At 65.8% G+C, this 24571-nt stretch carries 29 protein-coding genes; 14 read left to right on the plus strand and 15 right to left on the minus strand.

From position 1 onward, the window contains the following. Position 1 precedes the first annotated feature (1 nt). From M1247_RS15975 to M1247_RS16000, 6 genes are all read right to left on the minus strand, one after another. On the minus strand, positions 2-667 hold the full coding sequence (locus M1247_RS15975) for a nitroreductase (RefSeq protein WP_317157320.1): 666 nt from the start codon (positions 665-667) through the stop codon (positions 2-4). 134 nt (positions 668-801) lie between these two features. Beyond that, positions 802-1404, minus strand: a complete 603-nt coding sequence (locus M1247_RS15980; RefSeq protein ID WP_317157321.1) for a methyltransferase family protein — start codon at positions 1402-1404, stop codon at positions 802-804. Positions 1405-1433: 29 nt separating this feature from the next. Continuing rightward, positions 1434-2069: a cation efflux transmembrane domain-containing protein gene (locus M1247_RS15985; protein ID WP_317157322.1), complete on the minus strand. Its 636-nt coding sequence runs from the start codon at positions 2067-2069 to the stop codon at positions 1434-1436. Further along, positions 2069-2398, minus strand: a complete 330-nt coding sequence (locus tag M1247_RS15990) for an ArsR/SmtB family transcription factor (RefSeq protein WP_317157323.1) — start codon at positions 2396-2398, stop codon at positions 2069-2071. The genes M1247_RS15985 and M1247_RS15990 overlap by 1 nt, the downstream gene beginning before the upstream one ends. Before the next feature lie 55 nt (positions 2399-2453). Continuing rightward, positions 2454-3482, minus strand: coding sequence for an alpha/beta fold hydrolase (locus M1247_RS15995; protein WP_317157324.1), 1029 nt, complete (start codon positions 3480-3482; stop codon positions 2454-2456). A gap of 90 nt (positions 3483-3572) precedes the next feature. Next, on the minus strand, positions 3573-4091 hold the full coding sequence (locus M1247_RS16000; protein WP_317157325.1) for a winged helix-turn-helix transcriptional regulator: 519 nt from the start codon (positions 4089-4091) through the stop codon (positions 3573-3575). A 57-nt stretch (positions 4092-4148) separates the two neighbouring features. On the opposite strand from M1247_RS16000, the gene M1247_RS16005 reads away from it, so the two are divergent. The 4 genes from M1247_RS16005 to M1247_RS16020 are packed head-to-tail and all read left to right on the plus strand — an operon-like array spanning position 4149 to position 7987. After that, on the plus strand, positions 4149-4793 hold the full coding sequence (locus tag M1247_RS16005) for a dihydrofolate reductase family protein (protein WP_317157326.1): 645 nt from the start codon (positions 4149-4151) through the stop codon (positions 4791-4793). Between the two features lie 53 nt (positions 4794-4846). Then, positions 4847-6436 carry a threonine/serine exporter family protein gene (locus M1247_RS16010; protein WP_317157327.1) on the plus strand — a complete coding sequence of 530 codons (1590 nt, stop codon included), beginning with the start codon at positions 4847-4849 and terminating at the stop codon, positions 6434-6436. A gap of 42 nt (positions 6437-6478) precedes the next feature. After that, positions 6479-6913 (plus strand): type II toxin-antitoxin system Rv0910 family toxin, encoded by a 435-nt coding sequence (locus tag M1247_RS16015; RefSeq protein WP_317157328.1) that lies wholly within the window; start codon positions 6479-6481, stop codon positions 6911-6913. 48 nt (positions 6914-6961) lie between these two features. Beyond that, on the plus strand, positions 6962-7987 hold the full coding sequence (locus tag M1247_RS16020) for an NADP-dependent oxidoreductase (RefSeq protein WP_317157329.1): 1026 nt from the start codon (positions 6962-6964) through the stop codon (positions 7985-7987). Positions 7988-7999: 12 nt separating this feature from the next. Here the strand turns inward: M1247_RS16020 and sigJ are convergent, their stop codons facing one another. After that, positions 8000-8932, minus strand: coding sequence for an RNA polymerase sigma factor SigJ (sigJ, locus tag M1247_RS16025; RefSeq protein ID WP_317157330.1), 933 nt, complete (start codon positions 8930-8932; stop codon positions 8000-8002). Positions 8933-9083: 151 nt separating this feature from the next. Here sigJ and M1247_RS16030 point away from each other — a divergent pair, with 151 nt between their 5' ends. The 4 genes from M1247_RS16030 (at position 9084) to M1247_RS16045 (ending at position 13422) form a co-directional block, all read left to right on the plus strand. After that, a complete protein-coding gene (locus tag M1247_RS16030) occupies positions 9084-9554 on the plus strand; it encodes a carboxymuconolactone decarboxylase family protein (RefSeq protein WP_317157331.1) in 471 nt (156 codons plus the stop codon). 60 nt (positions 9555-9614) lie between these two features. Further along, positions 9615-10691 carry a threonine aldolase family protein gene (locus M1247_RS16035; protein ID WP_317157332.1) on the plus strand — a complete coding sequence of 359 codons (1077 nt, stop codon included), beginning with the start codon at positions 9615-9617 and terminating at the stop codon, positions 10689-10691. Between the two features lie 63 nt (positions 10692-10754). Then, entirely contained in the window at positions 10755-12035 is a 1281-nt protein-coding gene (locus M1247_RS16040) for a class I SAM-dependent methyltransferase (RefSeq protein ID WP_317157333.1), read from the plus strand. A 118-nt stretch (positions 12036-12153) separates the two neighbouring features. After that, a complete protein-coding gene (locus tag M1247_RS16045) occupies positions 12154-13422 on the plus strand; it encodes an aminotransferase class III-fold pyridoxal phosphate-dependent enzyme (protein ID WP_317157334.1) in 1269 nt (422 codons plus the stop codon). A gap of 32 nt (positions 13423-13454) precedes the next feature. Here the strand turns inward: M1247_RS16045 and M1247_RS16050 are convergent, their stop codons facing one another. Continuing rightward, positions 13455-14381: a LysR substrate-binding domain-containing protein gene (locus tag M1247_RS16050; RefSeq protein WP_317157335.1), complete on the minus strand. Its 927-nt coding sequence runs from the start codon at positions 14379-14381 to the stop codon at positions 13455-13457. Between the two features lie 80 nt (positions 14382-14461). On the opposite strand from M1247_RS16050, the gene M1247_RS16055 reads away from it, so the two are divergent. Continuing rightward, entirely contained in the window at positions 14462-15397 is a 936-nt protein-coding gene (locus tag M1247_RS16055; protein WP_410506878.1) for an extracellular catalytic domain type 1 short-chain-length polyhydroxyalkanoate depolymerase, read from the plus strand. Positions 15398-15636: 239 nt separating this feature from the next. Beyond that, a complete protein-coding gene (locus M1247_RS16060; RefSeq protein ID WP_317157336.1) occupies positions 15637-16602 on the plus strand; it encodes a helix-turn-helix domain-containing protein in 966 nt (321 codons plus the stop codon). Between the two features lie 10 nt (positions 16603-16612). Here M1247_RS16060 and M1247_RS16065 read toward each other — a convergent pair whose 3' ends face one another. Then, positions 16613-17611, minus strand: a complete 999-nt coding sequence (locus tag M1247_RS16065; RefSeq protein WP_317157337.1) for an aldo/keto reductase — start codon at positions 17609-17611, stop codon at positions 16613-16615. A gap of 100 nt (positions 17612-17711) precedes the next feature. On the opposite strand from M1247_RS16065, the gene M1247_RS16070 reads away from it, so the two are divergent. From M1247_RS16070 to M1247_RS16080, 3 genes are all read left to right on the plus strand, one after another. Then, positions 17712-18545, plus strand: a complete 834-nt coding sequence (locus M1247_RS16070) for a helix-turn-helix transcriptional regulator (protein WP_317157338.1) — start codon at positions 17712-17714, stop codon at positions 18543-18545. 338 nt (positions 18546-18883) lie between these two features. Next, the gene (locus tag M1247_RS16075) at positions 18884-19087 is read left to right on the plus strand and encodes a cold-shock protein (protein ID WP_317157339.1); all 204 of its coding nucleotides are present in this window, start codon (positions 18884-18886) and stop codon (positions 19085-19087) included. Positions 19088-19270: 183 nt separating this feature from the next. Next, positions 19271-20617, plus strand: coding sequence for an NAD(P)/FAD-dependent oxidoreductase (locus tag M1247_RS16080; RefSeq protein ID WP_410506879.1), 1347 nt, complete (start codon positions 19271-19273; stop codon positions 20615-20617). Positions 20618-20622: 5 nt separating this feature from the next. On the opposite strand, the gene M1247_RS16085 is transcribed toward M1247_RS16080, so the two are convergent. Continuing rightward, positions 20623-20964 (minus strand): cupin domain-containing protein, encoded by a 342-nt coding sequence (locus tag M1247_RS16085; protein WP_317157340.1) that lies wholly within the window; start codon positions 20962-20964, stop codon positions 20623-20625. 70 nt (positions 20965-21034) lie between these two features. On the opposite strand from M1247_RS16085, the gene M1247_RS16090 reads away from it, so the two are divergent. Further along, positions 21035-22012, plus strand: coding sequence for a GlxA family transcriptional regulator (locus M1247_RS16090; RefSeq protein WP_317157341.1), 978 nt, complete (start codon positions 21035-21037; stop codon positions 22010-22012). Positions 22013-22026: 14 nt separating this feature from the next. On the opposite strand, the gene M1247_RS16095 is transcribed toward M1247_RS16090, so the two are convergent. The 5 genes from M1247_RS16095 to M1247_RS16115 form a co-directional block, all read right to left on the minus strand. Continuing rightward, a complete protein-coding gene (locus M1247_RS16095) occupies positions 22027-22392 on the minus strand; it encodes an Hsp15 family ribosome-associated heat shock protein (RefSeq protein WP_317157472.1) in 366 nt (121 codons plus the stop codon). Positions 22393-22436: 44 nt separating this feature from the next. Continuing rightward, entirely contained in the window at positions 22437-23594 is a 1158-nt protein-coding gene (locus tag M1247_RS16100) for an RNA polymerase sigma factor (protein WP_317157342.1), read from the minus strand. A 7-nt stretch (positions 23595-23601) separates the two neighbouring features. Continuing rightward, a complete protein-coding gene (locus M1247_RS16105) occupies positions 23602-24009 on the minus strand; it encodes a YciI family protein (protein ID WP_317157343.1) in 408 nt (135 codons plus the stop codon). A gap of 65 nt (positions 24010-24074) precedes the next feature. Further along, positions 24075-24296 (minus strand): putative immunity protein, encoded by a 222-nt coding sequence (locus M1247_RS16110; RefSeq protein WP_317157344.1) that lies wholly within the window; start codon positions 24294-24296, stop codon positions 24075-24077. Positions 24297-24340: 44 nt separating this feature from the next. Continuing rightward, the gene (locus M1247_RS16115) at positions 24341-24568 is read right to left on the minus strand and encodes a hypothetical protein (protein WP_317157345.1); all 228 of its coding nucleotides are present in this window, start codon (positions 24566-24568) and stop codon (positions 24341-24343) included. Between the last annotated feature and the right edge of the window lie 3 nt (positions 24569-24571).

Raw genomic sequence — 24571 nt, forward strand, 5'->3', positions numbered from 1 at the left:
CTCACACGTCGATGAATGTGACAGTCTCGTCGAGCGGCGCGCGGCTGTGCCGTACGTACGGCACCGTGACGTCCTCGTATCCGATCGACATGCCGCAGAAGAGAATGAGTTCCGCGGGCGGTGACACCACATCGGCAACGGTCTTGCGCACCTGCGACCACGCCATCTGCGGGCAACTGTGCAGTCCCTCCGCGCGTAGCAGCAGCATCACGGTCTGCAGATACATTCCGAGGTCCGCCCACTGCGGCAGCCCCAGATCGCGGTCGATGTAACAGAACAGCGCTGCCGGCGCCCCGAAGCAGTCCCAGTTTGCGATGGCGGCTCGCTGTCGCGCCTCCCAGTCCTCTCGCACAATGCCGAGCGCGCTGTAGCGCTCCTTGCCGAACAGGGACCGACGGTCGCCGTACGGCGATTTGAGTACGGGTGGATACAACTGGAACTCCCGCTCATCCCAGTCGTCACCGGCAGCTACCCGCCCGACGGCAACCTTTTTGATCTGTGCAAGGGGCGCGCCGGTCACCACATAACTGTGCCACGGTTGCAGATTCGAACCCGACGGCGCCCACGCCGCGGCGGTCAGCACCCGCTCCAGCACCGCACGTGGAACAGGTTCATCGGTGAATCCGCGTACCGCCCGTCTGGTGGCGACAGCCTCATAGACGTCCATGTCATGTCCTACTTCCGCCAATACGTGTCTGCCGGTATCAGCCTGGCGGACGGGCGGTTGGACCGAGCCCTTGACTGTTCGTGGTCTGCGGTGCCGAAGCCCTGACATGGTTGAACGGGCGGCGCGAGACGATCTCAGTTGTGCCCGATGCCGGGGAGAAACCGTCCGACGGCGGCGCGGTAACCACGGTAGGCCTCGCCGTGCACGCGCGCGAGATAGGGCTCCTCCACGACGCGAACGTGCACTTCGATGGTCGCCAGCAACGCTGCGAACGCAGCCAGGGCCAGCGGGTTGGGCGTCATGAGTGCCGTACCCGCGGCGAAGATCAACATCGCGCTGAAGATCGGATTGCGCACCACGCCGAACACACCGTGCCGGACCAATGTGGTCGTTTCGCTTGCGTCGACGCCGATACGCCATGACTCGCCCATGTCACGTTGGGCATACAGAGTGCCCCCGATACCGGCCACGGCCAGCACGGTCCCGGCTACCTGAAGCCAAGGCCTGTCCAGCAGCCCGATCGGGGTGAGCACGCCAAGGAGTTGCAAGAGGGGTGCGGCGACTCCGACGATGATGGCAATGACGAAGCCGGTGCCGGCGCACCATTCCACCGAGCCCACTCTGCCGTTGATTCCGCGGAAACCAGTCGATCCGGTGCGTCGATACTGGGTCCAGCTTCGCCAGCCAAAGCTCAACGCACCGAAAACCATGTAGAGCACGAGTGCGGTCACCGACATGTGATGAAATCTCCCTCCGAGGTGATCGCTCAATCGCAGCAGGTCTGGCCGCGCCAGGCTTCGCGTCCCTCCTTGAGGGCGACAACAGCCAGCACCAGAGCCGCGACCGGGTCTGCCCAACTCCAGCCGAAGAGACTGTTGAGCACCAGGCCGGCCAGCACAACCGCCGACAGGTAGGTGCAGAGCAGGGTCTGTTTCGAATCGGCAACCGCTGAACGCGAGCCGAGTTCACGCCCTGCACGGCGTTGGGCCAAGGACAGGATCGGCATGATGATCAGGCTGGCCGCGGTGAGCGCGATGCCGATCGCGGAGTGGCGGGTGTCGTCACTGCCGGTGAGCGCGCGGATCGACTCCACGGTGACATAGCCTGCCAACGCGAAGAATGACACCGCGATGACGCGCAGCGCGGTCTTCTCCCTGGCTTCGGGGTCAGGGCCGGAGAACTGCCAGGCGACCGCGGCCGCCGAGGCCACTTCGATGGCTGAGTCCAGGCCGAAGCCGATCAGCGCGGTCGAGGACACCCGGGCGCCTTCGCTGATCGCTATGACGGCCTCGATCACGTTGTAGGTGATCGTCGCGGCGACGAACCAGCGGATGCGCACGTGCAGGACAGCGCGGCGCTGCGCGCTCGGCCGGTTCGCAGCCTTACCGGGGCCTGCGGCCATCAGCAGCAGCCCTCGTCCACGGCATTGGGGCAGTGCGCAGATTCGGCCGCCAGAACCACCCGCAGCAGGTCACCCAGCGCGTGCGCCAGGTTCGGGTCGGCGAGTTCGTAGCGGGTGCGACGCCCCTCGGGGACCGCCACCACCAGACCGCAACCCCGCAGGCAGGCGAGGTGATTGGACATGCTCTGCCGCGATACTCCTGCCATCTCGGCCAGATCAGCCGGGTAGCCGGGAGTGTCTTTGAGCGCCAGCAAAATTCGGGACCGGGTCGGATCGGACAGGGCATGCCCGAACCGAGCCAGTACCGCCACGTCGGTCAGCGTCTCCACGCCGCCAACTATACATCGGTTCGTGTATTCACAAAATGATGAACCCTCGCCGCGGTCAGCTCGCGAGCAGCTCCTTGAGGGTGTTGTCGATGAACGTGATGTCCTCGGGGTTGGCACCACCGCCGGCGAAATGTCCGTAAACACCTGGAATCACGCGCAATTCGGCGTTCGGGATGTGGCTGACCGCGAACTTCTCATCCTCGGGCGGGAAGTAGAGGTCTTTGAGTGCCGGGAGCACGATCATCTTGGCCTTGATGCTCTTCAACGCCGCGACCTGGTCGCCGTCGAAGCCGCGGCCGGGGGTCGCGCCGACGTTGCCGTTCTGCCAGGTCCACAGCATGGTCAGCAGGTTGTTCGGATCGCGGCGATCCAGGAAAAAGCCCTCCCAGAAACCGACGAGGAAATCCTCGAGCGAGGCAAACCCCATCGCCTTGTACTCCTGCTGCCAGTAGAACGCCTGCGAAAAGCCCCAGCCGGCGTACACCCGGGCGGCGGCGCGCAGGCCCTTGACCGGATTTTCGGTGTACCAGCCCTCCTTGAACGCGGCATCGGCAGTCAGCGCGGACTTGACGCCCTCGAGGAACACGATGTTGTGCTCGCTGGTCTTGGACGAGCCACAGAACGGCATCGCCCGCTGCACCATATCCGGGTAACTCACCGCCCACTGGTAGGTCTGCCCGGCGCCCATCGACCAGCCGGTCACCAGCGGAAGCGTCTCGATCCCGAATGAGGTCACCAGTTTGTGCTGCTGCTCGACCTGATCGTAGAAGGTGACATTCGGGAAGCTTGCGGCGTTGTACGGCGGTGGCATGTTCGATGGTGAGCTCGACAGGCCGTTGCCCAGCATGTTCGGGACGATGATGAAATACTTGGCCGGATCGAGTGCCATCCCGTCGCCGATCAGCCACTCGTTGTCCCAGTGACGCCCCGAGTACCAGGTCGGATACACGATCGCGTTGCTCTTGTCGGCGTTGAGCTCACCGTAGGTCTTGTAGGCGAGCTTGGCGTCGCGCAGTGTCGCGCCGTGCTGCAGCGTCACGTCGCCAAGGTTGAAAATCTCGTAGTCCTGCGGGAACTCATCCATCGAGATGGGATCTCCTGTGCTCGATCGTCGGGTGGCGTTGTCGAAATACCTTGATGCGTCTGATCCTAACGAAAGAGCTGATTTTTAGTCCTAAAGTGTGGATTTCGACTGGTAGGCGGCGGTCAGTTCGGCGAGCACGCCATCGGCAGGCGCGGACGCCCCGTCCAGGTGGGTGGCACGCAGCTCGGCCATGAAGCGTTCCCACAGCGGGGGACCGCCGGCTGCGAGCAGTTCGGCGCGGATTGTCAGCTCCGGCGCTGTGTCCAGCCAGTGGGCGCCCCAGGCGCCCAATTGGGCCAGCACCGGGACGAGCTGGATCGCTGCCTCGGTGAGGCGGTAATCGACCTTCTGGCGATGGCTCGGATCGTCCTCGCGGGTGAGTAACCCGGCGTCGACAAGCTTCGCGAGGCGGCTGGCCAGGATGTTGGACGCGATGCCTTCGATGGACCCGCCGAGCAGTTCGCGGAAGTGGGTGTTGCCACTGAACATGATGTCGCGCAACACGATCAAGCTCCAACGGTCTCCTAGGAGCTCGACCGTCATGTTGATCGGGCAACCCGATCTGGCCGGTGGCACCGGGAGCTTGCGCCCAACAACTGGTTGCGGCATGCCATCAGTCTAGGTAGATTGCATTCCGATTGCACATTGCAACCAGAAGGGGATTCGATGGCACAGCTGGTTCGGGTGCAGAACTTCGGTGTTTCCGCAGACGGCTACGGCGCCGGGGAGGGGCAGAGTCTGGAGCGGCCGTTCGGTCATGCCGATCCGGCGGATTTCATGTCCTGGGCGGGCGCGACCGCGCACTGGGTCAACCGCACCGAATCCGGTGGAACCTATGGGCTCGACGATTACATCACCCGTGATTTTGCCAACAACATCGGCGCCGAGATTATGGGCCGCAACAAGTTCGGCCCGCAGCGTGGCCCATGGGAGAATCACGACTGGCAGGGGTGGTGGGGGGACGAACCTCCGTTCCATACACCCGTATTCGTCCTGACGCACCACCTGAGGCCATCATTCGCCTTGGGGGACACCACATTCCATTTCCTCGATGCGGCCCCCGTGGACGCGCTGGCCGAAGCTCTTGCGGCCGCGGACGGCAAGGACGTGCGGATCGGCGGCGGTGTGGCCACGGTTCAGGAGTTTCTCGACGCCGACCTCATCGACACGATGCATGTCGCCGTCTCACCGGTCGTCGTCGGTCGCGGCGAAAGGCTGTGGACAGGTCCCGAAGAACTCGTCGACCGATTCCACCTGGAACAGATTCCGAGCCCCAGTGGGGTGGTGCATCACTTCTTCTGGAGAAGGTGATGCCGCGGCGCGTCGATCTGGATAGCACCAGGTCCTAGGTACTCTGCTGGTCAATGGCGCAAGAACCTTCTGGCAGCAGAGCCCGCTTCCGCGGGGGTCTGCGGATCGCTTTGCGCGGAACCCGTGATCCCGCGCCGGTGGCCGGACGGCGCAGCCGGGCCGGAAGCGGGATGGGTGACATCCACACCCGCAAGGTTCTCGACCTCACGATCCGGCTCGCCGAGGTGATGTTGTCGTCGGGCTCGGGCACCGCAGACGTCGTCGCAACGGCCCAAGACGTGGCGCAGGCGTACCAACTCGCCGATTGCATCGTCGACATCACGTTCACCACCATCATCGTGTCGGCACCGCCGACCACGGACACTCCGGCGGTGACCATCGTGCGGTCGGTACGGACCCGGTCGACCGACTACTCGCGGCTCGCTGATCTCGACCGGCTGGTGCGGCGGATCACTTCCGGCGGCGTCACGGTTGACCAGGCTCACGAGGCCATGGACGAACTGACCGAGCAGCCCCACCCGTACCCACGGTGGTTGGCGACTGCGGCATGGGGCGGCTTCGCCCTCGGCGTCGCGATGCTGCTCGGTGGGAGTTGGTTGACCTGTGTTCTCGCGGCCGTCACCTCCATGACGATCGACCGCGTCGGCCGGCTGCTCAACCGGATCGGGACACCGTTCTTCTTCCAGCACGCGGTCGGCGCGGCGATCGCGACCTTGGTTGCGGTGGCGGCATTCCGGTTTACCGGCCAGGGGCTGAGCGCGTTGGTCGCCACCGGAATCGTGATGCTGTTATCGGGGATGGCCTTGGTCGGTGCGGTACAGGACGCACTGACGGGGCACATGCTCACCGCGGTTGCCCGGATCGGCGACGCGCTGTTCCTGACGGCGGGGATCGTGGTGGGTATCGTCGCCGCCCTGCAGCTTGTGACCATTGCCGGCGCCGACATCGAGTTGCATGTCGACGTGACCCAGGCCTTTGCGACGCCACACCAACCGCTGGCGATATTTCTCGCGGTGACCGGCAGTGCGTTGGCAGGAATCTGTCTGACCATCGCGAGCTACGCGCCGCTGCGGTCGATAGCGACCACCGGACTTGCGGCCGGGCTCGCCGAGCTGGTGTTGATCGGTCTCGGCACGGCAGGGTTCGGGCAGTGGGTCGCAACCGGGGTCGCCGCGATCGGCGTCGGGTTCGTCGCCACCCTGATCTCGATCCGCAGGCAGGCGCCGGCCCTGGTGACGGCGACTGCCGGCATCACGCCGATGCTGCCCGGGCTCGCGGTCTTCCGGGCGGTGTTCGCCTTCTCCGTTTACGAGGACTTCAACGAGGGCCTGGCTCAATTGCTGTCGGCCGCCGCTACCGCGCTCGCTCTCGGCAGCGGTGTGGTGATGGGCGAGTTGCTCGGCTCGCCGCTGCGGTACGGGGCCGGTCGGATCGGCAACTTCTTCCGGGTCGAGGGTCCCCCCGGGCTCCGCCGCGCAGTCGGCCAGGTGGTGCACCTGCAACCGGCCGAAAGTGCACCGACGACCAGCGCCGCCGGTCAGCTCTCCCGAAGTGTCCCGCTGGAGCCGGCATCGACCGAAGAATCGGACGACGAGAGCACCGAGGGCTCCGATGCCGACGGCAGTGCCGACGAGGAACAGTAGCCACCACTCGGTGCTCGACGGCCGGTGATTAGCATTCCCGCCATGGCCAAGGTCGAGCTTTCCCGCGAACTGTCTCTCAGCCCGCAGAGCGCGTGGGAGCACGCATCCAATCTCAACGACCTGGGTGACTGGTTGGTGATGCACGAAGGCTGGCGCAGTGAGGTGCCCGGTGAACTGTCGGTGGGTACCACGCTGGTCGGCGTGGCAGGCGCAAAAGGAATGCGAAATCGTGTGACCTGGACGGTGCAGAAGTTTGAACCGCCCACGCTGCTGGAAGTGACCGGAAAAGGCGTCGGCGGCACCAAGTATGGACTGAAGATGAAGGTGAAGCCCACCTCGACCGGATGTGCGTTCGCCGTGGTGCTCGACTTGGGTGGCGCGCCGTTGTTCGGGCCGATCGGGGCCGTGGCAGCCCGCGCAGTCAAGGGCGATATGGAACGTTCAATCCGGCGATTTGAGGAATTGTACGTCCGTTAGGCGGCATTCTCCGGCCAGATTTCCTGTGCTGCCGGTAGTTTCGGCACCGTGGCTGACCTGACCAATCTCCAGATCGTATTGCGTCGCCGTCCTGCCGGGTTGGTCGAACCGGGCGATACCGAGTTGGTCGTGTCGCCGGCTCCGGAACCGGCCGACGGCGAGGCGCTGGTCCGCACCACCTACGTGGGGATTGACGCCGCTGCACGGACCTGGCTCAACGACCAACCCGGTTACCTCCCGCCAGTCGGCTTGGGCGAGGTCATCCGTGCGGCCGGAATCGGTGAGGTGGTGGCGTCGCGCTGCGACGCCTACCGCGTCGGTGATGTGGTCACCACCCTGACCGGCTTCCAGCAGTACGTGATCGTGCGCGACGACGTGTTCTGCACGCCCGTCGAGGGGTTGACGGACCAGCTGGCGGTGATGTCGGTATACGGTCCGACCGGGGCCACGGCCTACTTCGGGATGGCCGGTATCGGACGGCCGCAGCCGGGGGAGACGGTCGTGGTCTCGGCCGCCGCGGGAGCCACCGGGTCGGTGGCGGGCCAGATCGCCAAGATCGCCGGTGCCCGGGTGGTGGGCATCGCGGGCGGGCCGGTGAAGTGCCGGGCGGTGGTCGAGGATTTCGGATTCGATTCGTGTATCGACCATCGCGAGGGCAACCTGTCGACGGCGCTCAAGCAGCACTGTCCCCGGGGCGTCGATGTCTACTTCGACAACGTCGGCGGGCCGATTCTCGACGCCGTGCTGGGGCGCATCGCCGCCAAAGCCCGGATCGTGCTGTGCGGCGTCATCTCCAGCTACCTGACCGGTGAGCACCCGGGTCCGGCCAACTACGTGAACTTGTTGGCCAAGACCGCGCTGATGCAAGGATTCAACGCACTCGACGAGTGGGGCCGTTTCGATGAGGCTTTCGGCGCGCTTCGGCAGTGGGAAGCAGAAGGCCGGTTGGTGCACCGCGAAACCGTGATGGAGGGCATCGAATCGTGCGTCAACGCGCTCAACGGCCTGTTCACCGGGGCCAACATCGGCAAAATGCTCGTCAAGGTCGGCGAACCCACGATCGGCGGCGCTTGACCGGGAATCCCGTCAGCACCAGGGCCGGAGCTTGTCGGGGTTGCGCACGGCCCAGATGTGCGTGATCCGATCGCCTGAGATGTCGAACGCAAGTACCGTCACGGCAACACCGTCATGCCGCATCACCAGCCCCGGCTGCCCGTTCACCGCGCATTCCTGGATTGTCACGCCGACGGGGATCCGGTCGGCGATGTCGAGGTAGAACCGCACGATCTCCTCGGCGCCTTCGAGCGGGTTCAGGTTGGCGGTGACCCGGCCTCCGCCGTCGGCTATCGCAGTGGCATCGGGGTCGAGTAGGCCGAGTAGGGCATCGATGTCCCTGGCGGCCCAGGCTTTTCGAAAGTCCCGCACGACCCGAGCCCGCTGCGGGGGCTGGGTGGGTGGCGACTGCGAGGCCCCGATGCGGCTACGGGCCGACGAGGCCAGCTGGCGGCACGCCCCCGGCGTACGCCCGACGATCTCGGCCACCTCCGCGAATGAGTAGCGGAACACGTCGTGCAGGATGAAGGCCACCCGCTCGGCCGCGGTCATCGACTCGAGCACCACGAGGAACGCCATACTGACAGATTCGTCGAGAGTGACCCGATCGGCCGGGTCGGCCGGGGCGCTGCTGCCCCCGCCGTTGATCCAGCCCGTGGGTTCGGGCACAGGCTCTGGCAGCCATTCGCCGACATAACGTTCCCGTCGCGCGCGCGCCGACCTGAGCAGGTCCAGGCAGATGCGACTGGCCACCGTCGTCAGCCAGGCACCGGGCGAGTCGATGGCCTCCTGCTGCTGCCGGGACATGGCATACCAACGGGCGTAGGTGTCCTGGACGACATCCTCGGCATCGGCCAGCGAGCCGAGCAATCGGTACGCGACATTGATCAGCTGACCCCGCTCGCTCATGATCGCGCTCAAGCCTGCTTCAGGGTGGCCGGACTCCGGTCCGGGTGGAGCGGTCATGGTGCGTTGACTCCTCTGGCTACCTCTGGCTTACCTCTGCCGTCATCAGTTCGACGAGACAGCTGCCCAGTTCGTCAGGTGGGTTTCGCCTGACGTTCTGCCGAGGTATTCCGTCGGTACTACTGAGACACGAAAACACTGGAGGTTAATCATGGATGCTCGGTTGAATTTGATGGCCAACCCGCTCGCGGGCAAAGCGCTGAAACACATTGCGACGGCGGGCCACCTGATCAACGATTCGACATTGCCGGCCAGGACGCAAGAACTGGTCAGGATTCGGGCGAGCCAGATCAACGGCTGCGGGTTCTGCCTCGACATGCACACCAAGGATGCGGCACATGCGGGTGAGACACCGATACGGCTGAACCTCGTCGCGACGTGGCGGGAAGCCACCGTGTTCACCGACGCCGAGCGCGCTGCCCTGGAACTGGCAGAGCAGGGCACCCGCATCGCCGATGGCGGTGAGGTCACCGATGAGGCCTGGGCCAACGCCGCGGCGCACTATGACGAGGATCAGCTGGCGGCGCTTGTCTGCGTCATCGCCCTCATCAACGCGTTCAACCGCGCGAATGTCATCCTCCGGCAGCCGGCAGGTGATTACGAAGTGGGGCAATTCGGTTAGCCCCCACGCTCGACGACCGCGGGCGGGGGTGAAGAGGCGCGGCGATGGAAGTATGGACGGATGCCGATCTCTCCACTTCACGATCCCGAGTGGCGCAGCTTCGCCAGCGACAACTATGCCGGCGTGCATCCGGAAGTCCTCGCTGCGATCGCCGCCGCCAACGGCGGCCACCAGATCGCCTACGGCGAAGACCAGTACACCGCTCGCCTGCAGGAGGTGATCCGCGAGCACTTCGGCGAGCAGGCCGAAGCATTCCCGGTGTTCAACGGCACCGGCGCAAACGTCGTCTCCCTCACCAGCATGCTGCCGCGGTGGGGCGCCGTCATCGCGGCCACGACCGCACACATCAACACCGATGAAGCCGGCGCCCCGGAGCGGATGACTGGCATAAAGCTGCTCACCGTACCGACGCCGGACGGCAAGCTCACCCCCGAGTTGGTCGCCCGCGAGGCGTGGGGCTGGGGCGACGAACACCGAGCTCAGCCACTCGCGGTGAGCATCACGCAGACCACCGAGATGGGCACGCTCTACACGCCCGATGAAGTCAAGTCAGTCGCCGACTTCGCCCATGAGCAGGGCATGGCGGTGCACATGGACGGCTCGCGTCTGTGGAACGCGGCGGCCGCTCTCGGCGTGCCGTTGCGGGAGTTCACCACCGACGCGGGCATCGACATGCTCAGTCTGGGCGGCACGAAGAACGGACTGCTCGGCGCGGAGGCCGTGGTGATGCTCGCTCCCGACCGTGCCGTCGGCCTCCTCTACCTGCGCAAGATGACGATGCAGCTGTCGAGCAAGATGCGCTTCGCTTCCGCGCAGCTGCTGGCCCTGTTCGACGACGAGCTCGGACTACGCAGTGCGGCGCACGCCAACACGATGGCGGCACGGCTGAGGTCGGCGCTGGAGGCCGGTATCGCAGACGGCACGATGCCCGGGCTGGCCCTCACCCAGGACAGCCCGGCAAACGCGATCTTCGCGACGCTTCCCACCGATGTGGCGGACCGCATCCGCGAACGCGTGCGCTTCTACGACTGGGACCGCGCCCGGGGGGAGGTGCGCTGGATGACCGCATGGGACACCACAGAGTCAGACGTCGACCGATTCGTCGCGGTCGTCCGGGAGGAGATCGCGCGAAGTTGAGACTGGCGTGATCGCTAAGCTCGTATCGGCTGTGTGATCGTCCGAGGTGGACGGAGGTCCCTGATGTCAGTTGCGGAAGCAGTGGCGCCATTGGTGCGTGCCGCCGTGGATCCGTCGGCGCCCATCGCGGTCAGCGGTTGGGATGGAAGCCGTACCGGCCCACCGGATGCGCAATGGACGATGAAGATCAACAATCGCCGAGGTCTGCGACGGCTGCTCTGGGCGCCGAACGAACTGGGCTTCGCCCGCGCCTACGTATCCGGTGACATCGAGATCGAAGGCGACCTGCTCGCAGGCATGGAAGTCCTGGAGCAGATGTCGGATCCCACCCGTGGGCCCGGGGTACGTATCGATGCCGAGACGAAAAAAGCCTTGGTGAGGGCGGCGGTGCGGCTCGGAATCATCGGCCTCCCACCGAAACCGCCGAACGAAGAAGCCAAGCTCGCGCGCGGCCGCAGGCACGACAAGCGTCGGGACGCGGCTGCGATAAGTCACCACTACGACGTCGGCAACGACTTCTACCGCCTGGTGTTGGGGGAGTCGATGACCTATTCCTGCGGCTACTGGGCGCAACCGGACAAGGGGTTGGCCGCGGCCCAGTTCGCCAAATGCGATCTGGTGGCCCGCAAGCTCGGTCTCGCGGCCGGCATGCGGGTGCTCGATGTCGGCTGTGGGTGGGGGACTTTCGCCCTTCATGCCGCCCGCACCTATGGCGTGCACGTCGTCGGTGTCACCCTGTCACGTGAACAGGCGGACTATGCCGCCAAACGGATGATCGACGAGGGCGTCAGCGAACTGGTCGACATTCGCGTTCAGGACTACCGCGATGTCACGGACGGCCCCTACGACGCGATCTCGAGCATCGGAATGGCCGAACATGTCGGTGTGGCGATGCTGCCCGTGTACGCCGCACAGCTGTACGGCCTTCTGCGTGCCGAAGGCCGGCTGCTCAACCATGCGATATCCCGCCGGCCCGGTAAGCGCGCAGAGTTCTCCAAAACGTCGTTCATCGATCGCTATGTTTTTCCCGACGGGGAGCTGGAACCGGTGGCGACGATGATCGACGCACTGGAGCAGGCCGGCTTCGAGGTGCGTGACGTCGAATCGCTTCGCGAGCACTACGCGCAGACGCTGCGGGCCTGGGTGAGCAATCTGGAAAACAACTGGGACGCGGCGGTCAGACTCAGCAGTGCGGGCCGCGCCCGCATCTGGCGGCTCTACATGGCAGGTTCGGCGCTGGGATTCACTGCCAATCGCCTCGGAATCAATCAGGTTCTGGCGGTCAAATGCGAGGGAAACGGCCGCAGCGGGATGCCTTCCACCCGCGCCGGCATCATGGCGTAATCCTGTCGCTCAATCACAACGCAGACGTTGTCAGTCGCAGCGTGAAAGGTGTTTCCCCGCGTGCGCCACCACGCCCATCATGGGCTGGTAGGCATCCGGTATCCACAGGGAGACGAACGTGACTTCTACCGCCACCACGGCTACAACTTCTCAGCGGTTGACCGAGCGGGCCGCTCGCGTCGTGCCCGGTGGCATGTACGGCCATCAGGCTGTGCGGAACATGTCCGCCCGGTACCCCCAGTATTTCGCTGCCGGGTCGGGCGCGATCATCACAGACGTCGACGGTAAGGAGTACGTCGACCTGATGTGCAGCTGGGGCCCGATCGTGCTCGGACATGGCGATCCGGTGGTCAACCAGGCGGTGCGTGACCAGATGGAAGCCGGCGATTGCCTCGCCGGTCCGGGTGAGACGTTCGTCGAGCTCGCCGAGACGATGGTCGACACGGTGGCTGATGCAGACTGGGTTCTGTTCGGCAAGAACGGAACTGACGCCACCACCGCATGCCTGACGATCGCTCGGGCCTACACCGCGAAGCCGGTCATCCTCGTCGGCCGGGATGTCTACCATGGCGCGGCGCCGTGGTGCACACCTGTCACCACCGGAACGCTGCCGTCAGACCGGGCCGCCATGCGCTACTTCGACTACAACGATCGTGAGAGCTTCGACCACGCACTTCGGGAAGCCGGATCTGACCTGGCGGGTGTCATGCTCACCCCGTTCCTGCACATCGAGGGCCGCGACCAGGAGCTGGTGGACGAAGACTTCGTCCACCACGTCCGGCGGGTGTGTGACGAGCACGGTGCACTACTCATCGTCGACGATGTCCGCTGCGGCTTCCGCCTGGCCCACGGCGGCAGCTGGGAGTCTCTGGGGGTGCGTGTCGACCTGAGTGCATGGAGCAAGGCCATCGCCAACGGCTATCCGCTGGCCGCGGTGACCGGCACAGAAGCGGTCCGCGAAGCCGCCTCCAAAGTCTTTCTGACCGGGTCCTTTTGGATGAACTCCACCCCGATGGCCGCCGCCGTGGCGACCATTCAGCGCCTCCGGGCCATCGACGGTGTGGCGTTGATGCGACGCGCCGGAGCCCGGTTGCGGGAGGGGATTCTTGCCCAGGCCGAGTCGGCCGGGTTGGCCGTGAACTACACCGGCCCGGACGTGATGCCTTACCTCACCTTTGCCGGCGACACGGACTACCAGCGGATGCTGTGCTTCGCCGAGGCTGCCCTGCGCTCAGGGGTTTACCTGCATCCGAAGCACAACTGGTTCATGTCGTGTGCCATGGAGGACGCCGTCATCGACCGTGCGCTCCGCGGCACCGAGGCGGCCTTCGACGCAGTGCGAAAGCAATTCGGCACCACTGCCGTCGCGGAGTTCGGAGAGAAGTAGGAACTGCAGCGGCGGGGCGTAGCGCGGACGGGTCAAGCGAATGGATGCTCGATCGCGTGGACGACGTCGACCTCTCGGTGCCGGACGAGCTGGGCGATCCGGTTGAACTCCAGTGCGAGCGCCGTGGCCCCGTCTCGTCTCCATGCCACGGCCACCGCGGACCCCGGGACATCGACGATGGGAACGTGCCGGACACCGGCATCGGGTAGATAGCGCATCATCGCTGCCGGGTTCACCGTGCAGGCCAGCCCCGCGGCGATCAATTGGACCTCCTCGGAGTTGGTCGTTGTGGGTTTGAGTAAGGCATCGGTCACCTCCGTGCGGTAATCGCGCAGGCTCCAGAACCGTTGGTACTCCGCGTCGTTGGATCTTCCGACAGCCAGTGGCACATCGAGTATTTCGGCAACCCGCACCTGGTCTCGTCGGGCCAGTTCGTGACGGGCCGACACCGTGAGCACCCGCGGTTCGACAAACAGCGTGTGAGCCTCGATATCGTTGGTGGCCAGCGGAGGCCTGATGAACGCGACGTCCGCCCACCGGTCCGCAAGGCCTGCGCTCTGGTCGGGCAGCGCGAACTCCCGCATCTCGATCCTGACTGCCGGGTGTTGGCGCGTGAACTCCTCGAAGATGTGCGAAGTGAGCTCCAGCGCGGCCCCCATCCCGAAGCCGATCCGCAGGCAGCGGGATGCCTCGGCAGCGTAGTGCCGGGCATCGGCGACGGCTTCGTCGAGAGCGGCGAGAGCGACTTTGACGTGCTCGAGGAAGGCCGCGCCGGCGGGGGTGAGTTCCACCGAGCGAGTGGTGCGCGACAACAGGATTACCCCGACTTCGGATTCCAGATCCCGGATCTGCCGCGACAGTGACTGTTGTGCGGTGAACAGGCGGGCGGCCGCCCGGGTGAAGTTCTTTTCCTCCGCGACGACCATGAAATAGCGCAGCTTGCGCAAGCTGACCTCCATTTCGCGACCATATCGTCATATCCGGAATGCCTCTTGGCAAACTCACTGACGGAACGCCGCGGTTCGGGCATATTTGCTCCATGGCGAAGCGGCTGGGGTGGCGATCGTGGTTCCTGAGGCGATTGAGTGTCACGACAGCCGTCAGTTGCGCGGTCATGTGCTCGGGCCTCGGGGAGGCGACGGCGGAGGCCAGTCCGTTCCGTACCGCCCAGATTGACTTCGGCGGGCTGGTCCGGACCTACGAACTGCACATTCCGGCCGGCGTGCAACACCCTTCGGGTCTCGTCGTGAACTTGCATGCCGCCGGTGCGACGGGCCACCAGCAGGCGATGCTGACGCATTACGATTCGGTCGCCGACGCACACGGGTTCGTCGCGGTGTATCCGGACGGCATCGACCTGAGCTGGGCCGACGGTCGTGGTGCGGCACAGCCGGACCGGCAGGGCATCGACGATGTGGGGTTCATCGCTGCACTCGTCGACAATCTGGTCGCGCAGTACGGCATCGATCCGGGCCGGGTCTACGCGACCGGCCTGTCCGCGGGCGGGTTCATGGCGAACCGGTTGGCGTGTGATCGGGCCGATATGTTCGCCGCCATCGCCCCTGTCGCGGGCACGCTCGGGGCGAACGTGCCCTGTAATCCGGCGCGGCCGGTCGCGGTGATGGCGACCTATGGCACCGCAGATCCGATCGTCCCCTTCGGGGGCGGCGCCATGTTCGGTCGAGGCGGCTCCAGCGACATCCTCTCCGCCCCGGCGATGGTGGACCGGTGGAGACAGCTCGACCGATGCCCGGGCGTTCCGTCCGAAGACGCGCCTGCCGGCCCCGGCACCCAGCGCGTTGCGTATTCACCGTGTGCGGCGGGCACATCGGTGGTCTTCATGCGCGTGGACGGCGGCGGTCACGTCTGGCCAGGTGCTCCGCAGGTCCTACCGCCCGAGGCTGTCGGACCCGCAACCCTCGCGTTCGATGCCTCGGAGGCGTCGTGGCAGTTTTTCAATTCCCACGCGCGTTAGCGCTCCTTCAGCGCGCGACGCGCGCACCGGACTGCTGCGGCGGCTCCACTCCGTGTGCCAACCCGTTGGCTGTGTGAACTCCGGCGGCGAGAGCGATCAGCATCCGCAATCGCCGATGACGGCGCAGACGATGCAGGCGATGCAGGCGAGATGAGCTTCGATACAACATCTTTCGATCATGGCTGCGACAGGCCCACTACAACAGTGGCACTAGAGACGATATACGTTAAGATAGTGACATGCATAGTGTCGCGATCCTGGCCTACGAGGGCATGTCCGGGTTCGAGTCCGGGCTGGCGGCCGAGATCTTCGGGATGACCGAACTCTCGGAGCGGTTCTCCGCTGATATTCCCCGCCCCTGGTATTCGGTCAAGTTGTGTAGTCCGACGCCGGAGGTGCGGATGCTGGGGGGCGCGACGGTGCGGACCTCGTACGATCTGGCCGACTTGGCGGCCGCGGACACCGTGATCATCCCGAGTGTGCGGGATGTGACAGAGGCGCCAGCGCCCGACCTGGTCGAGGCCATCCGCACGGCCCATCAGCGGAATGCGCGGTTGGTGTCGATATGTTCGGGAGCGTTCGCACTGGCTGCGGCCGGGGTCCTCGACGGTCAATCGGCCACGACACACTGGATCTATGTGGATCTGCTCCAGGCGGGCTATCCCGACATCGATGTCGATCCGGCGCCACTCTATGTCGATGGGGGACGGGTGCTCACCAGTGCAGGCTGTGCCGCCGGCCTGGATCTGTGTCTCCACATCGTCCGGTCCGATCACGGTGTCCGGATCGCCAACGACATCGCCCGCCGAATGGTGGTCTCACCGCATCGAGCCGGGGGACAGGCTCAGTACATCGACAGTCCGGTACCCGAGCCGGCGGCCGACGGTCGGATCGCGGCAGGTATGGAGTGGGCCCTCTCGAACCTCGACACCCCAATCACTCTGGACGACTTGGCTTCCCGGTCGACGCTGTCACGGCGTACCTATTTGCGGCAGTTCGCCAAGGCGACCGGAACGACTCCCATCAAATGGCTGATCGAACAGCGAGTCCAGGCGAGTCTGGCACTGCTGGAGTCGTCGCCGCTGTCCATCGAGCAGATCGCCACCCGCGTCGGATTCGAGTCCGCGGTGACCTATCGGCACCATTTTGTCCGCCAGTTGCGTACCACTCCCAGCGAGTACCGCAGCTGCTATACCGGTAGCTAGATCACGACAGCTATTCGGCCGCAACACGTTCGGAGTCGAGGGCGGCCATGTGTGCGGTGGGGTAGCGGTCGCCGGCCACCTGGCCGGCCGGGACGGCCGCTTCGATCCGGGCCAGTTGCTCGTCATTCAACGCAACATCGGCCGCGCCGAGCGCCTCCACCAACCGGGTCCGGGTACGCGCGCCGATGAGCGGCACGATGTCGGTTCCGCGGGAGGCCACCCAGGCGATCGCCGCCTGCGCCACCGACACCCCGAGTTCCTCGGCAACGCCGCGCAGGGTCTCGACCAGCGCCAGGTTGCGATCAAGATTCCCGTCGGCAAACCGTGGGTGGATCGATCGGGAATCACCCTCTCCGCCACTGGATTTCGTCCAATGTCCGCCGATCAGCCCGCGGGACAACACGCCATATGCGGTCACACCGATCCCCAGTTCGCGGCAGGTGTCGAGAATGTCGTGCTCAATACCGCGCGAGGCGAGTGAATACTCGATCTGCAGATCGGTGATCGGCCGGACCGCCGCGGCGCGACGGATCGTGCTCGAACCCACCTCCGACAACCCGATGTGCCGCACATATCCCGCGTCGACCAGTTCACCGATGGCGCCGACGGTGTCCTCGATGGGCACTGCGGGATCCAGGCGGGCCGGCCGGTAGATATCGATGTGGTCGGTGCCGAGCCGCTGCAGTGAGTACGCGGCCGACGCCTTCACCGCGGCGGGGCGTGCGTCGAACCCGGCCCACGAGCCGTCGGGGCCGAGTTGGCCACCGAACTTCACACTGAGTTGATAGCTGTCGCGAGACGTCGACCGCAGCGCCTCGGCGAGCAGCAGTTCATTGTGTCCCATGGCGTAGAAGTCGCCGGTGTCGAGCAGCGTGATTCCGGCATCGAGTGCGCCGTGCACGGTGGCGATGCTCTCGTCCCGGTCGGTGTCGCCGTAGGCGCCGGACATGCCCATACATCCGAGCCCGAGTGCCGATGAAGTCAGAGTTCCGAGTTGCTTGGTGTGCATGGGGCAAGTCTTCGGCGAAAGTGGACATGCCGCCACGGCGCGTCGAACCGGGGACTGGCAGTCCCTGTCTGGGCACGGCCACCCGAGCCACAATGTGCTGATGGACCGTGATGCGCTCGCTGAGTTCCTGCGCCGCCGCCGGGCGGGGCTGAGCCCGGCGGAAGTCGGACTGCCCGCGGGTGCGCGTCGGCGCACCAGCGGTCTGCGGCGCGAGGAAGTGGCGCAGCTGACCGGGATGTCGGTCGACTACTACGGCAGGCTTGAGCAGGGGCGCAGCACACAGCCGTCGCCGCAGATGTTGCGGGCGCTGGCACGCGCACTGCGCCTGACCGACGATGAAACCGACCATCTCTACCGACTGGCCGGTCATGCGGTCCCGGACCGGGCCAGGCATTCAGACCATGTGCGTCCCGCCCTGATGTTCGTTCTCGACCAGATGCGCGACGCAGCGGCGTTCGTCTGCTCCGACACCGACGTCATGCTGGCCCAGAACCAGATGGCCAAGCTCCTGATGGGTGATCGCGTCACCGGTGAATCGGGCCTACGGGCCAGCCTGAGCTGGCAGTGGTTCACCGATCCGCGCAGCCGCGAGGCGGCTCCGGCCGACGAACACGACGATCACAGCCGGATCATGGTGGCCGACCTGCGGGCGGCGTGGGCGCGTCGGCGCACCGACCCTGACATGCGTGAACTCGTCGAAAATCTGCTGGAACACAGTTCTGAGTTCGCTGAACTGTGGGCGCGGCACGAGGTGGCCACCCGGCGTATGCAGCGCAAGACGTACCTGACGAAGGTCGGGCCGATCACGCTGGACTGCGAGGTGCTGTCGGCGACCGAGGGTCAGCGGCTGGTGGTCCTCACACCGCCGGCCGGGTCTTCGGCCCTGGAGAACCTCCGACTGCTCGCGGTCCTGGGGAATCAGGCCGTGGGATAGGGAACCTGAGATCGGGCAGATGGCGTTCATTGCCGAATAATGTTGCCGGGTAAGGCAACTGATTTGACCGACGGAGATGGCCGGCGTCGGTTCGCGTGGCTGGGGCCCGAATCGCACAAGGTGCGCTACACTCATCCCATACGTCGCACGCGCCTGCGTGCCGTATTCGATTTTGATTGGGCCCGTTTGTGGTCGGGCAGGAGCGCCGTATCACGGCAGTAGACCTACTCATCCAGTGAATGCCGATCCCCGTCCGAGTTGAAGACCGTAGTGGTCGCATATCAAGAACAGTGGACACATAAATGGTGTCCATCTTTGAAAGAGAAAGAAGTATCAGCATGGCAGAAGGAACCGTCAAGTGGTTCAACGGCGAAAAAGGCTTCGGCTTTATCGCTCCTGACGGCGGCGCAGCAGATGTGTTCGTGCATTACTCCGAGATCCAGTCGGGCGGTTTCCGCACGCTGGAGGAGAATCAGCGCGTCAAGTTCGAAATCACCCAGGGCGCCAAGGGCCCCCAGGCAGTCGGCGTAACCGCCGTCTAATCGCTACCTCGGACCCCCGGGCGGATCAGAAGTGCACTGCAGGTCAGTGCATTCGCTGATCGGCTCGGGGGTTTTGGCATGCCGGAAAACCGGCCATCCGGTCTATTCGGACCGAACTGCCACGGTTGACACCGGCCGCAGGTCCCCGAGACTGCTCGCCGAGCATCTGGCAACCTCATACGGATGAGTGACGGGCGCATGAGGGTGCTGATCATCGGCGGGGGATTCGGCGGGCTGTTCTGCGCACGCCGGCTGGGCGGTATCGATGTCGATGTCACGCTGCTCGATCGCGCGGCGGGCCACCTGTTCCAGCCGCTGCTGTATCAGTGCGCCACCGGGACGCTGAGCATCGGACACATCAGCCGCCCGTTGCGCGAAGAATTCGAGCGTCACCGCAACGTCACCACCCTGCTCGGCGAGGCGCTCGAAATCGATGCCGAGCTCCGTCGGGTCACCGCTCTGCGGCCCGATGAAACCACCTTCACCATCGACTACGACGTACTGGTCGTCGCCGCGGGGATGCGGCAGTCTTACTTCGACAACGAGCATTTCGCCCAGTGGGCGCCTGGGATGAAAACCCTTGACGACGCGCTGAGCATCCGCCAGCGACTGTTCACCGCATTCGAGATCGCCGAGACGCTGGCGCCAGGACCCGAACGTGACAGCTGGCTCACGTTCGCCGTTGCCGGCGGCGGCCCAACCGGGGTGGAGTTGGCCGGGCAGATCCGGGAGATGGCAACCAGGACCCTGGCACACGAATTCCACAGCATCGAACCCGAGGATGCCCGGGTGCTGCTGTTCGACGGGGGAGGCCGCGTCCTGAAAAGCTTCGCCCCGGACTTGGCGGCCAAAGCCACCCGCACGTTGAGCAAGCTCGGCGTTGAATTGCACATGGGAGTCCATGTGACCGATGTGCGGCGTGAAGGGGTGACTGTCACACCGAAATCGGGCGGGCCGGAGGAACAGTACGCGGCGCGTACTGTGCTCTGGACAGCTGGTGTCGAAGCCGTGCCGTTCGCGAGACACCTGGCAGAGGTGTTGGAGGCCCCTTCCGACCGCGCCGGTCGAATCGCGGTCGAACCCGACCTGTCGGTGCCGGGGCACCCTGAGATCTTCGTGATCGGCGACCTCGTCGGTCGTGACAAACTGCCCGGGGTCGCCGAGAACGCCATGCAGGGCGGACTCCACGTCGCGTCCTGCATCCGCCGCGAACTGGCAGGCAAGCCGCGCCGCCACTATCGGTACCGCGATCTGGGGTCAGCGGCCTACATCAGCCGGGGGCAGGCCCTGCTGCAGGCCGGGCCCGTACGACTCGCGGGCTTCCCGGGTTGGCTGGCCTGGGGGTTCTTGCACATCGCATTCCTTACCGGCCTGCGCAACCGTGTCAGCACCGTGGCCACCTGGTTGGCCACGATCGCCCGCGCCACCCGCTATCACCGGGCGTTCATGCTCGGCGGCACGGCCACACCCGAGCAGCGCTACACCTGGTCGACGTCGGACGAGCCGACACCGCCACCGACCGGTCACTGACGAGGTCAGCCCTCCGGATAGAAGACGAAAAGCCTACAGCCGGTAGCGGTTTGGGGGATATGCCAGGAGCCGGCGGGGGCGTGGATGAAGGATCCCTCCGGGTAGTCCCGGACGCCGTCGTTGAATGTGCCGGAAATGACGTACACCTCCTCCGGTCCGGGCTCGTGTACATCGACACCTTCCCAGCAGGCGCCGGGATCCATCTCAAGTACGTGAGCCGTCGCCCCGTTGTCGCCGGCCCACAGCGGACGCGCCCTGATTCCGGGAAAGAGTTCACGTAGGGGTGCGTTCGGCACCGAGGACCACGTATAGCCGGGCATATCCGGGCCATTCTGAGTCTGTGTCATCCGTTCATGGTGGATCCGGCAACTGATCGCGACGAGTGTCAGGAAAGACGCTGACCGGTACGATCTTGCCATGATGTCGCGGTCTCGCCGTCCACACCGCGTGGTGGCGTTGGTTCGCGCGCCGCAGGGTCTGTTCGAACTCGGTTGTGTGATGGAGGTTTTCGGTGTCCGGCGCGAGTCGATACCGGTCCGCTACGAGTTCGCAGTATGCGCGGAGGAGCCGGGCGGCATCCTGACCTCTGGCGGATTTCCGCTGGTCGTCACCGAGGGGCCTTCTGCCCTCGACACGGCGGACACGATCGTTGTCCCCGGCTGGCGCCCCGTAGACGCGCCCATCTCCGATGGGCTCCGACAGACGCTGCTGAGCGCACACGCGCGGGGCTGCAGGCTGATCACCATCTGCAGCGGTGCGTTCGCCCTGGCCCAGACCGGTTTGCTCGATGGTCGACGTGCGACCACCCACTGGGCTGCAGCCGCCGAACTTCAGCGGCAGTTCCCGCAGGTGCAGGTCGACCCCGACGTGTTGTACGTCGACCACGGAGACCTCGCCACGAGCGCAGGCGCGGGAGCAGGCATCGATCTCTGCCTGCACCTGGTGCGCAGCGATCAAGGCGCCGGTTACGCAGCCCAGGTGGCCCGCCACATGGTGATGCCGCCGCACCGTGAGGGCGGACAGGCCCAGTACGCCACCCCGCCGCAGGCACCACCGGCTACGCCGCCTTCCCTGGCCGAGCTGCTGGACTGGGTGCGCGGGCGCCTGGGCGAACCCATCAACCTCGAAGATATGGCCGCCCACCTGCACGTATCTCCCCGCACGCTGGCCCGTCGGTTTGACGAGCAACTGGGCACGAGCCCAGGACAATGGCTCCTGGTCCAGCGGATCAACGCGGCCAGGGCCTTGCTGGAAGAGACCGACCTGCCGGTCGAGGCCATCGCCTCCCGCGTCGGTCTGGCCTCGGCGACCAATCTGCGCCGCCGGTTTCACGCCGCGGTGCACACGACACCGGCCGCATATCGCCGGGCATTCCGGAGCAGGAGCGCGCCCTGACCATCGAGATTGGTTCAGCCCTGGCTTGCCCGCCACTTGTCGAGAATCCGGCGATCTCGTTTGGTCGGTCGTCCGGCACCTCGGTCTCGCGCAGCCACCGGAACGATCGATGTCGGAGGTGGCGCGGGCGTGCGGTCGAGGTAACACGTCACGGCATCAGCCGCGCCGACACGCTTCTGGATCACCCGTACCACTTCGACGATGCGGGTCCGGTCTCCGATCCGCGCGCGGACCTCATCGCCGGGGGACACCGTGGTCGACGCCTTTGCCGGCCGGTCGTTGACCCGCACGTGCCCGCCCCGGCAGGCGGTCGCGGCGTCCGGACGCGTCTTCGTCAGCCGGACTGCCCACAACCACCGATCCACGCGGGTCGATTCCATACGGTCCATGATGACTGTCGCCGACGAGCGCACCTGCGCCAGCCTCATCCAGATCGCCCTCCTGGCCGACGCGCATTGAGGCGGGCGGCCTGCCGGGTGAGGTGATCCCGCTCGGCCAGATTGGGTGCGTCTCCGGCCGCCTCGGCGTACAGCCGCGCGGCCGTGGACAGGTTTCCGTCGCGTTCGTGAAGGTGTGCTGCGACCGCGGCATAGCGGGGCAGGGAGTCGTCCAGGGCAGCGAGTTCGGCCAGGCCGGCGCGCGGTCCGTCGGCCTCGCCGACGGCGACCGCACGGTTGAGCCGAACGATCGGGCTTGCCGTCAAGATGACGAGCTCGTCGTACCACTCGACGATCTGCACCCAGTCGGTTTCGGCCGCGCTGGGCGCGTCCGCATGAAGTGCCGCGATGGCGGCTTGGGCTTGAAACTCGCCCAATTGATCGTGGGCAAGGGCTGACTGCAGGATCGCGACACCCTCGGCGATCAGGCGGGTGTCCCACCGCGAACGGTCCTGTTCGGCCAGCGGTACCAGGGTGCCGTCGGGCGCGGTGCGGGTGGCCCGCCTGGCGTGGTGAAGCAGCATCAGGGCGAGCAATCCCGCCACCTCCGGGTGGTCGATCGCCGACGAGAGTTGCCGGGTGAGCCGGATGGACTCGGCGGCCAGGTCGACGTCGCCCGAATAACCCTCGTTGAAGACGAGGTAGAGGACACGCAGCACGGTCGCGACGTCACCGGGCTGATCGAACCGCACCTCGGACACGGTGCGTTTGGCGCGGCTGATGCGCTGCGCCATGGTCGCCTCCGGCACCAGGTAGGCCTGGGCGATCTGGCGGGTGGTCAATCCACCCACGGCGCGCAGTGTGAGCGCGACCGCCGATGACGCTGTCAACGACGGGTGCGCACACAGGAAATAGAGCTGAAGTGTGTCGTCGACCGCGGACGTCGGCCCGGGCGCCGGTTGGTCGACGGCGTGTTCCTCGCGGCGCCGGCGTGCGGTGTCGGACCGGTTCGCGTCCAGGAACTTGCGCCAGGCCACCGTGACCAGCCAGCCCTTCGGATCCTGCGGCTGGTCGGCCGGCCACACACGGATCGCCTCGATGAGAGCGTCCTGCACCGCGTCCTCGGCCGCCGAGAAGTCCGCACCCCGGCGGACGAGGATCGCGAGCACGTTTGGTGTGAGGCTCCGGAGCAGAACCTCGTTCACCGTTGAATCACTCCGTGATTGTGTGCGCGGCAGTCAGGAACGGGCGCACTTCGAGCCACTCGTGGATCGGCTTGCCGCCGGCCCCGGGTGCGGCCGACAATTCCCCGGCCAGCTCGATGGCACGCTCATAGCTGTCGACATCGATGACCATCCAGCCGGCGATCACGTCTTTGGTCTCGGCGAAGGGGCCGTCGGTGATCGGTGGGCGACCCTCGCCGTCGTACCGGACGAAAATCCCCTCGGGCGAGAGCGCCTGACTGTCGACATACTCGCCGGTCTGTACGAGGCGGTCGGCGAAGTCTTGCATGTACTGCACATGGTCCGAGATCTCCTCGGGGGTCCACTGATCCATGGGAACGTCGTTGACCGATGCCGGGGCACCGCGGTAGTGCTTGAGGAACAGGTACTTGGCCATCGTGTATCTCCTAGGTGCGGTGCGACCCATTCTGGTCGCGTTCATTGCAGGGACGGAGCCACCCACTAATTCTCGACATCGCCGGCGGCTGCCAGCGCCCCGAACGCCAATGTCCGCATCCGCTTGTCTCGTCGATGACCGGCGCCGAATATCCGCGCGCCCTCGATCGCGTCCCGCGGCCGTCTGTCTTCGGGCATCACGTCTTCGAACAGGGACAGCACGCGTTCGGTGCAGTCCGCGGCCCACAACGACACAGGCCGAAGGTCATCCACCGTGAACGCGGTCATGAGGAGAGCGAATCTGTCCGGGTCGAGCCCGGCTCAACCGTGGATCAGGTGAACGGGAGGAAGTCCCCGTTGACCCAGACGCCCCAATGTCCACCCGCAGGCAGTTGCGCCCAGACCATGGGGTGACCCTGCCACGATTCCGCCGGCTTCTTCGGTGCATTGGGCGGGGGAAGCGGGTCTGCGCTCGCGGTGGCGGCGCCGAGGCCGATGGCCGACCCGATGATCGCGCCCGCGGCCGTAACGGTCGCCAGAGTCGCCTTCGTCCAGATCATGTA

Origin of the sequence: Mycobacterium appelbergii (assembly GCF_032883035.1) — a bacterium.
GTDB lineage: Bacteria > Actinomycetota > Actinomycetes > Mycobacteriales > Mycobacteriaceae > Mycobacterium > Mycobacterium appelbergii.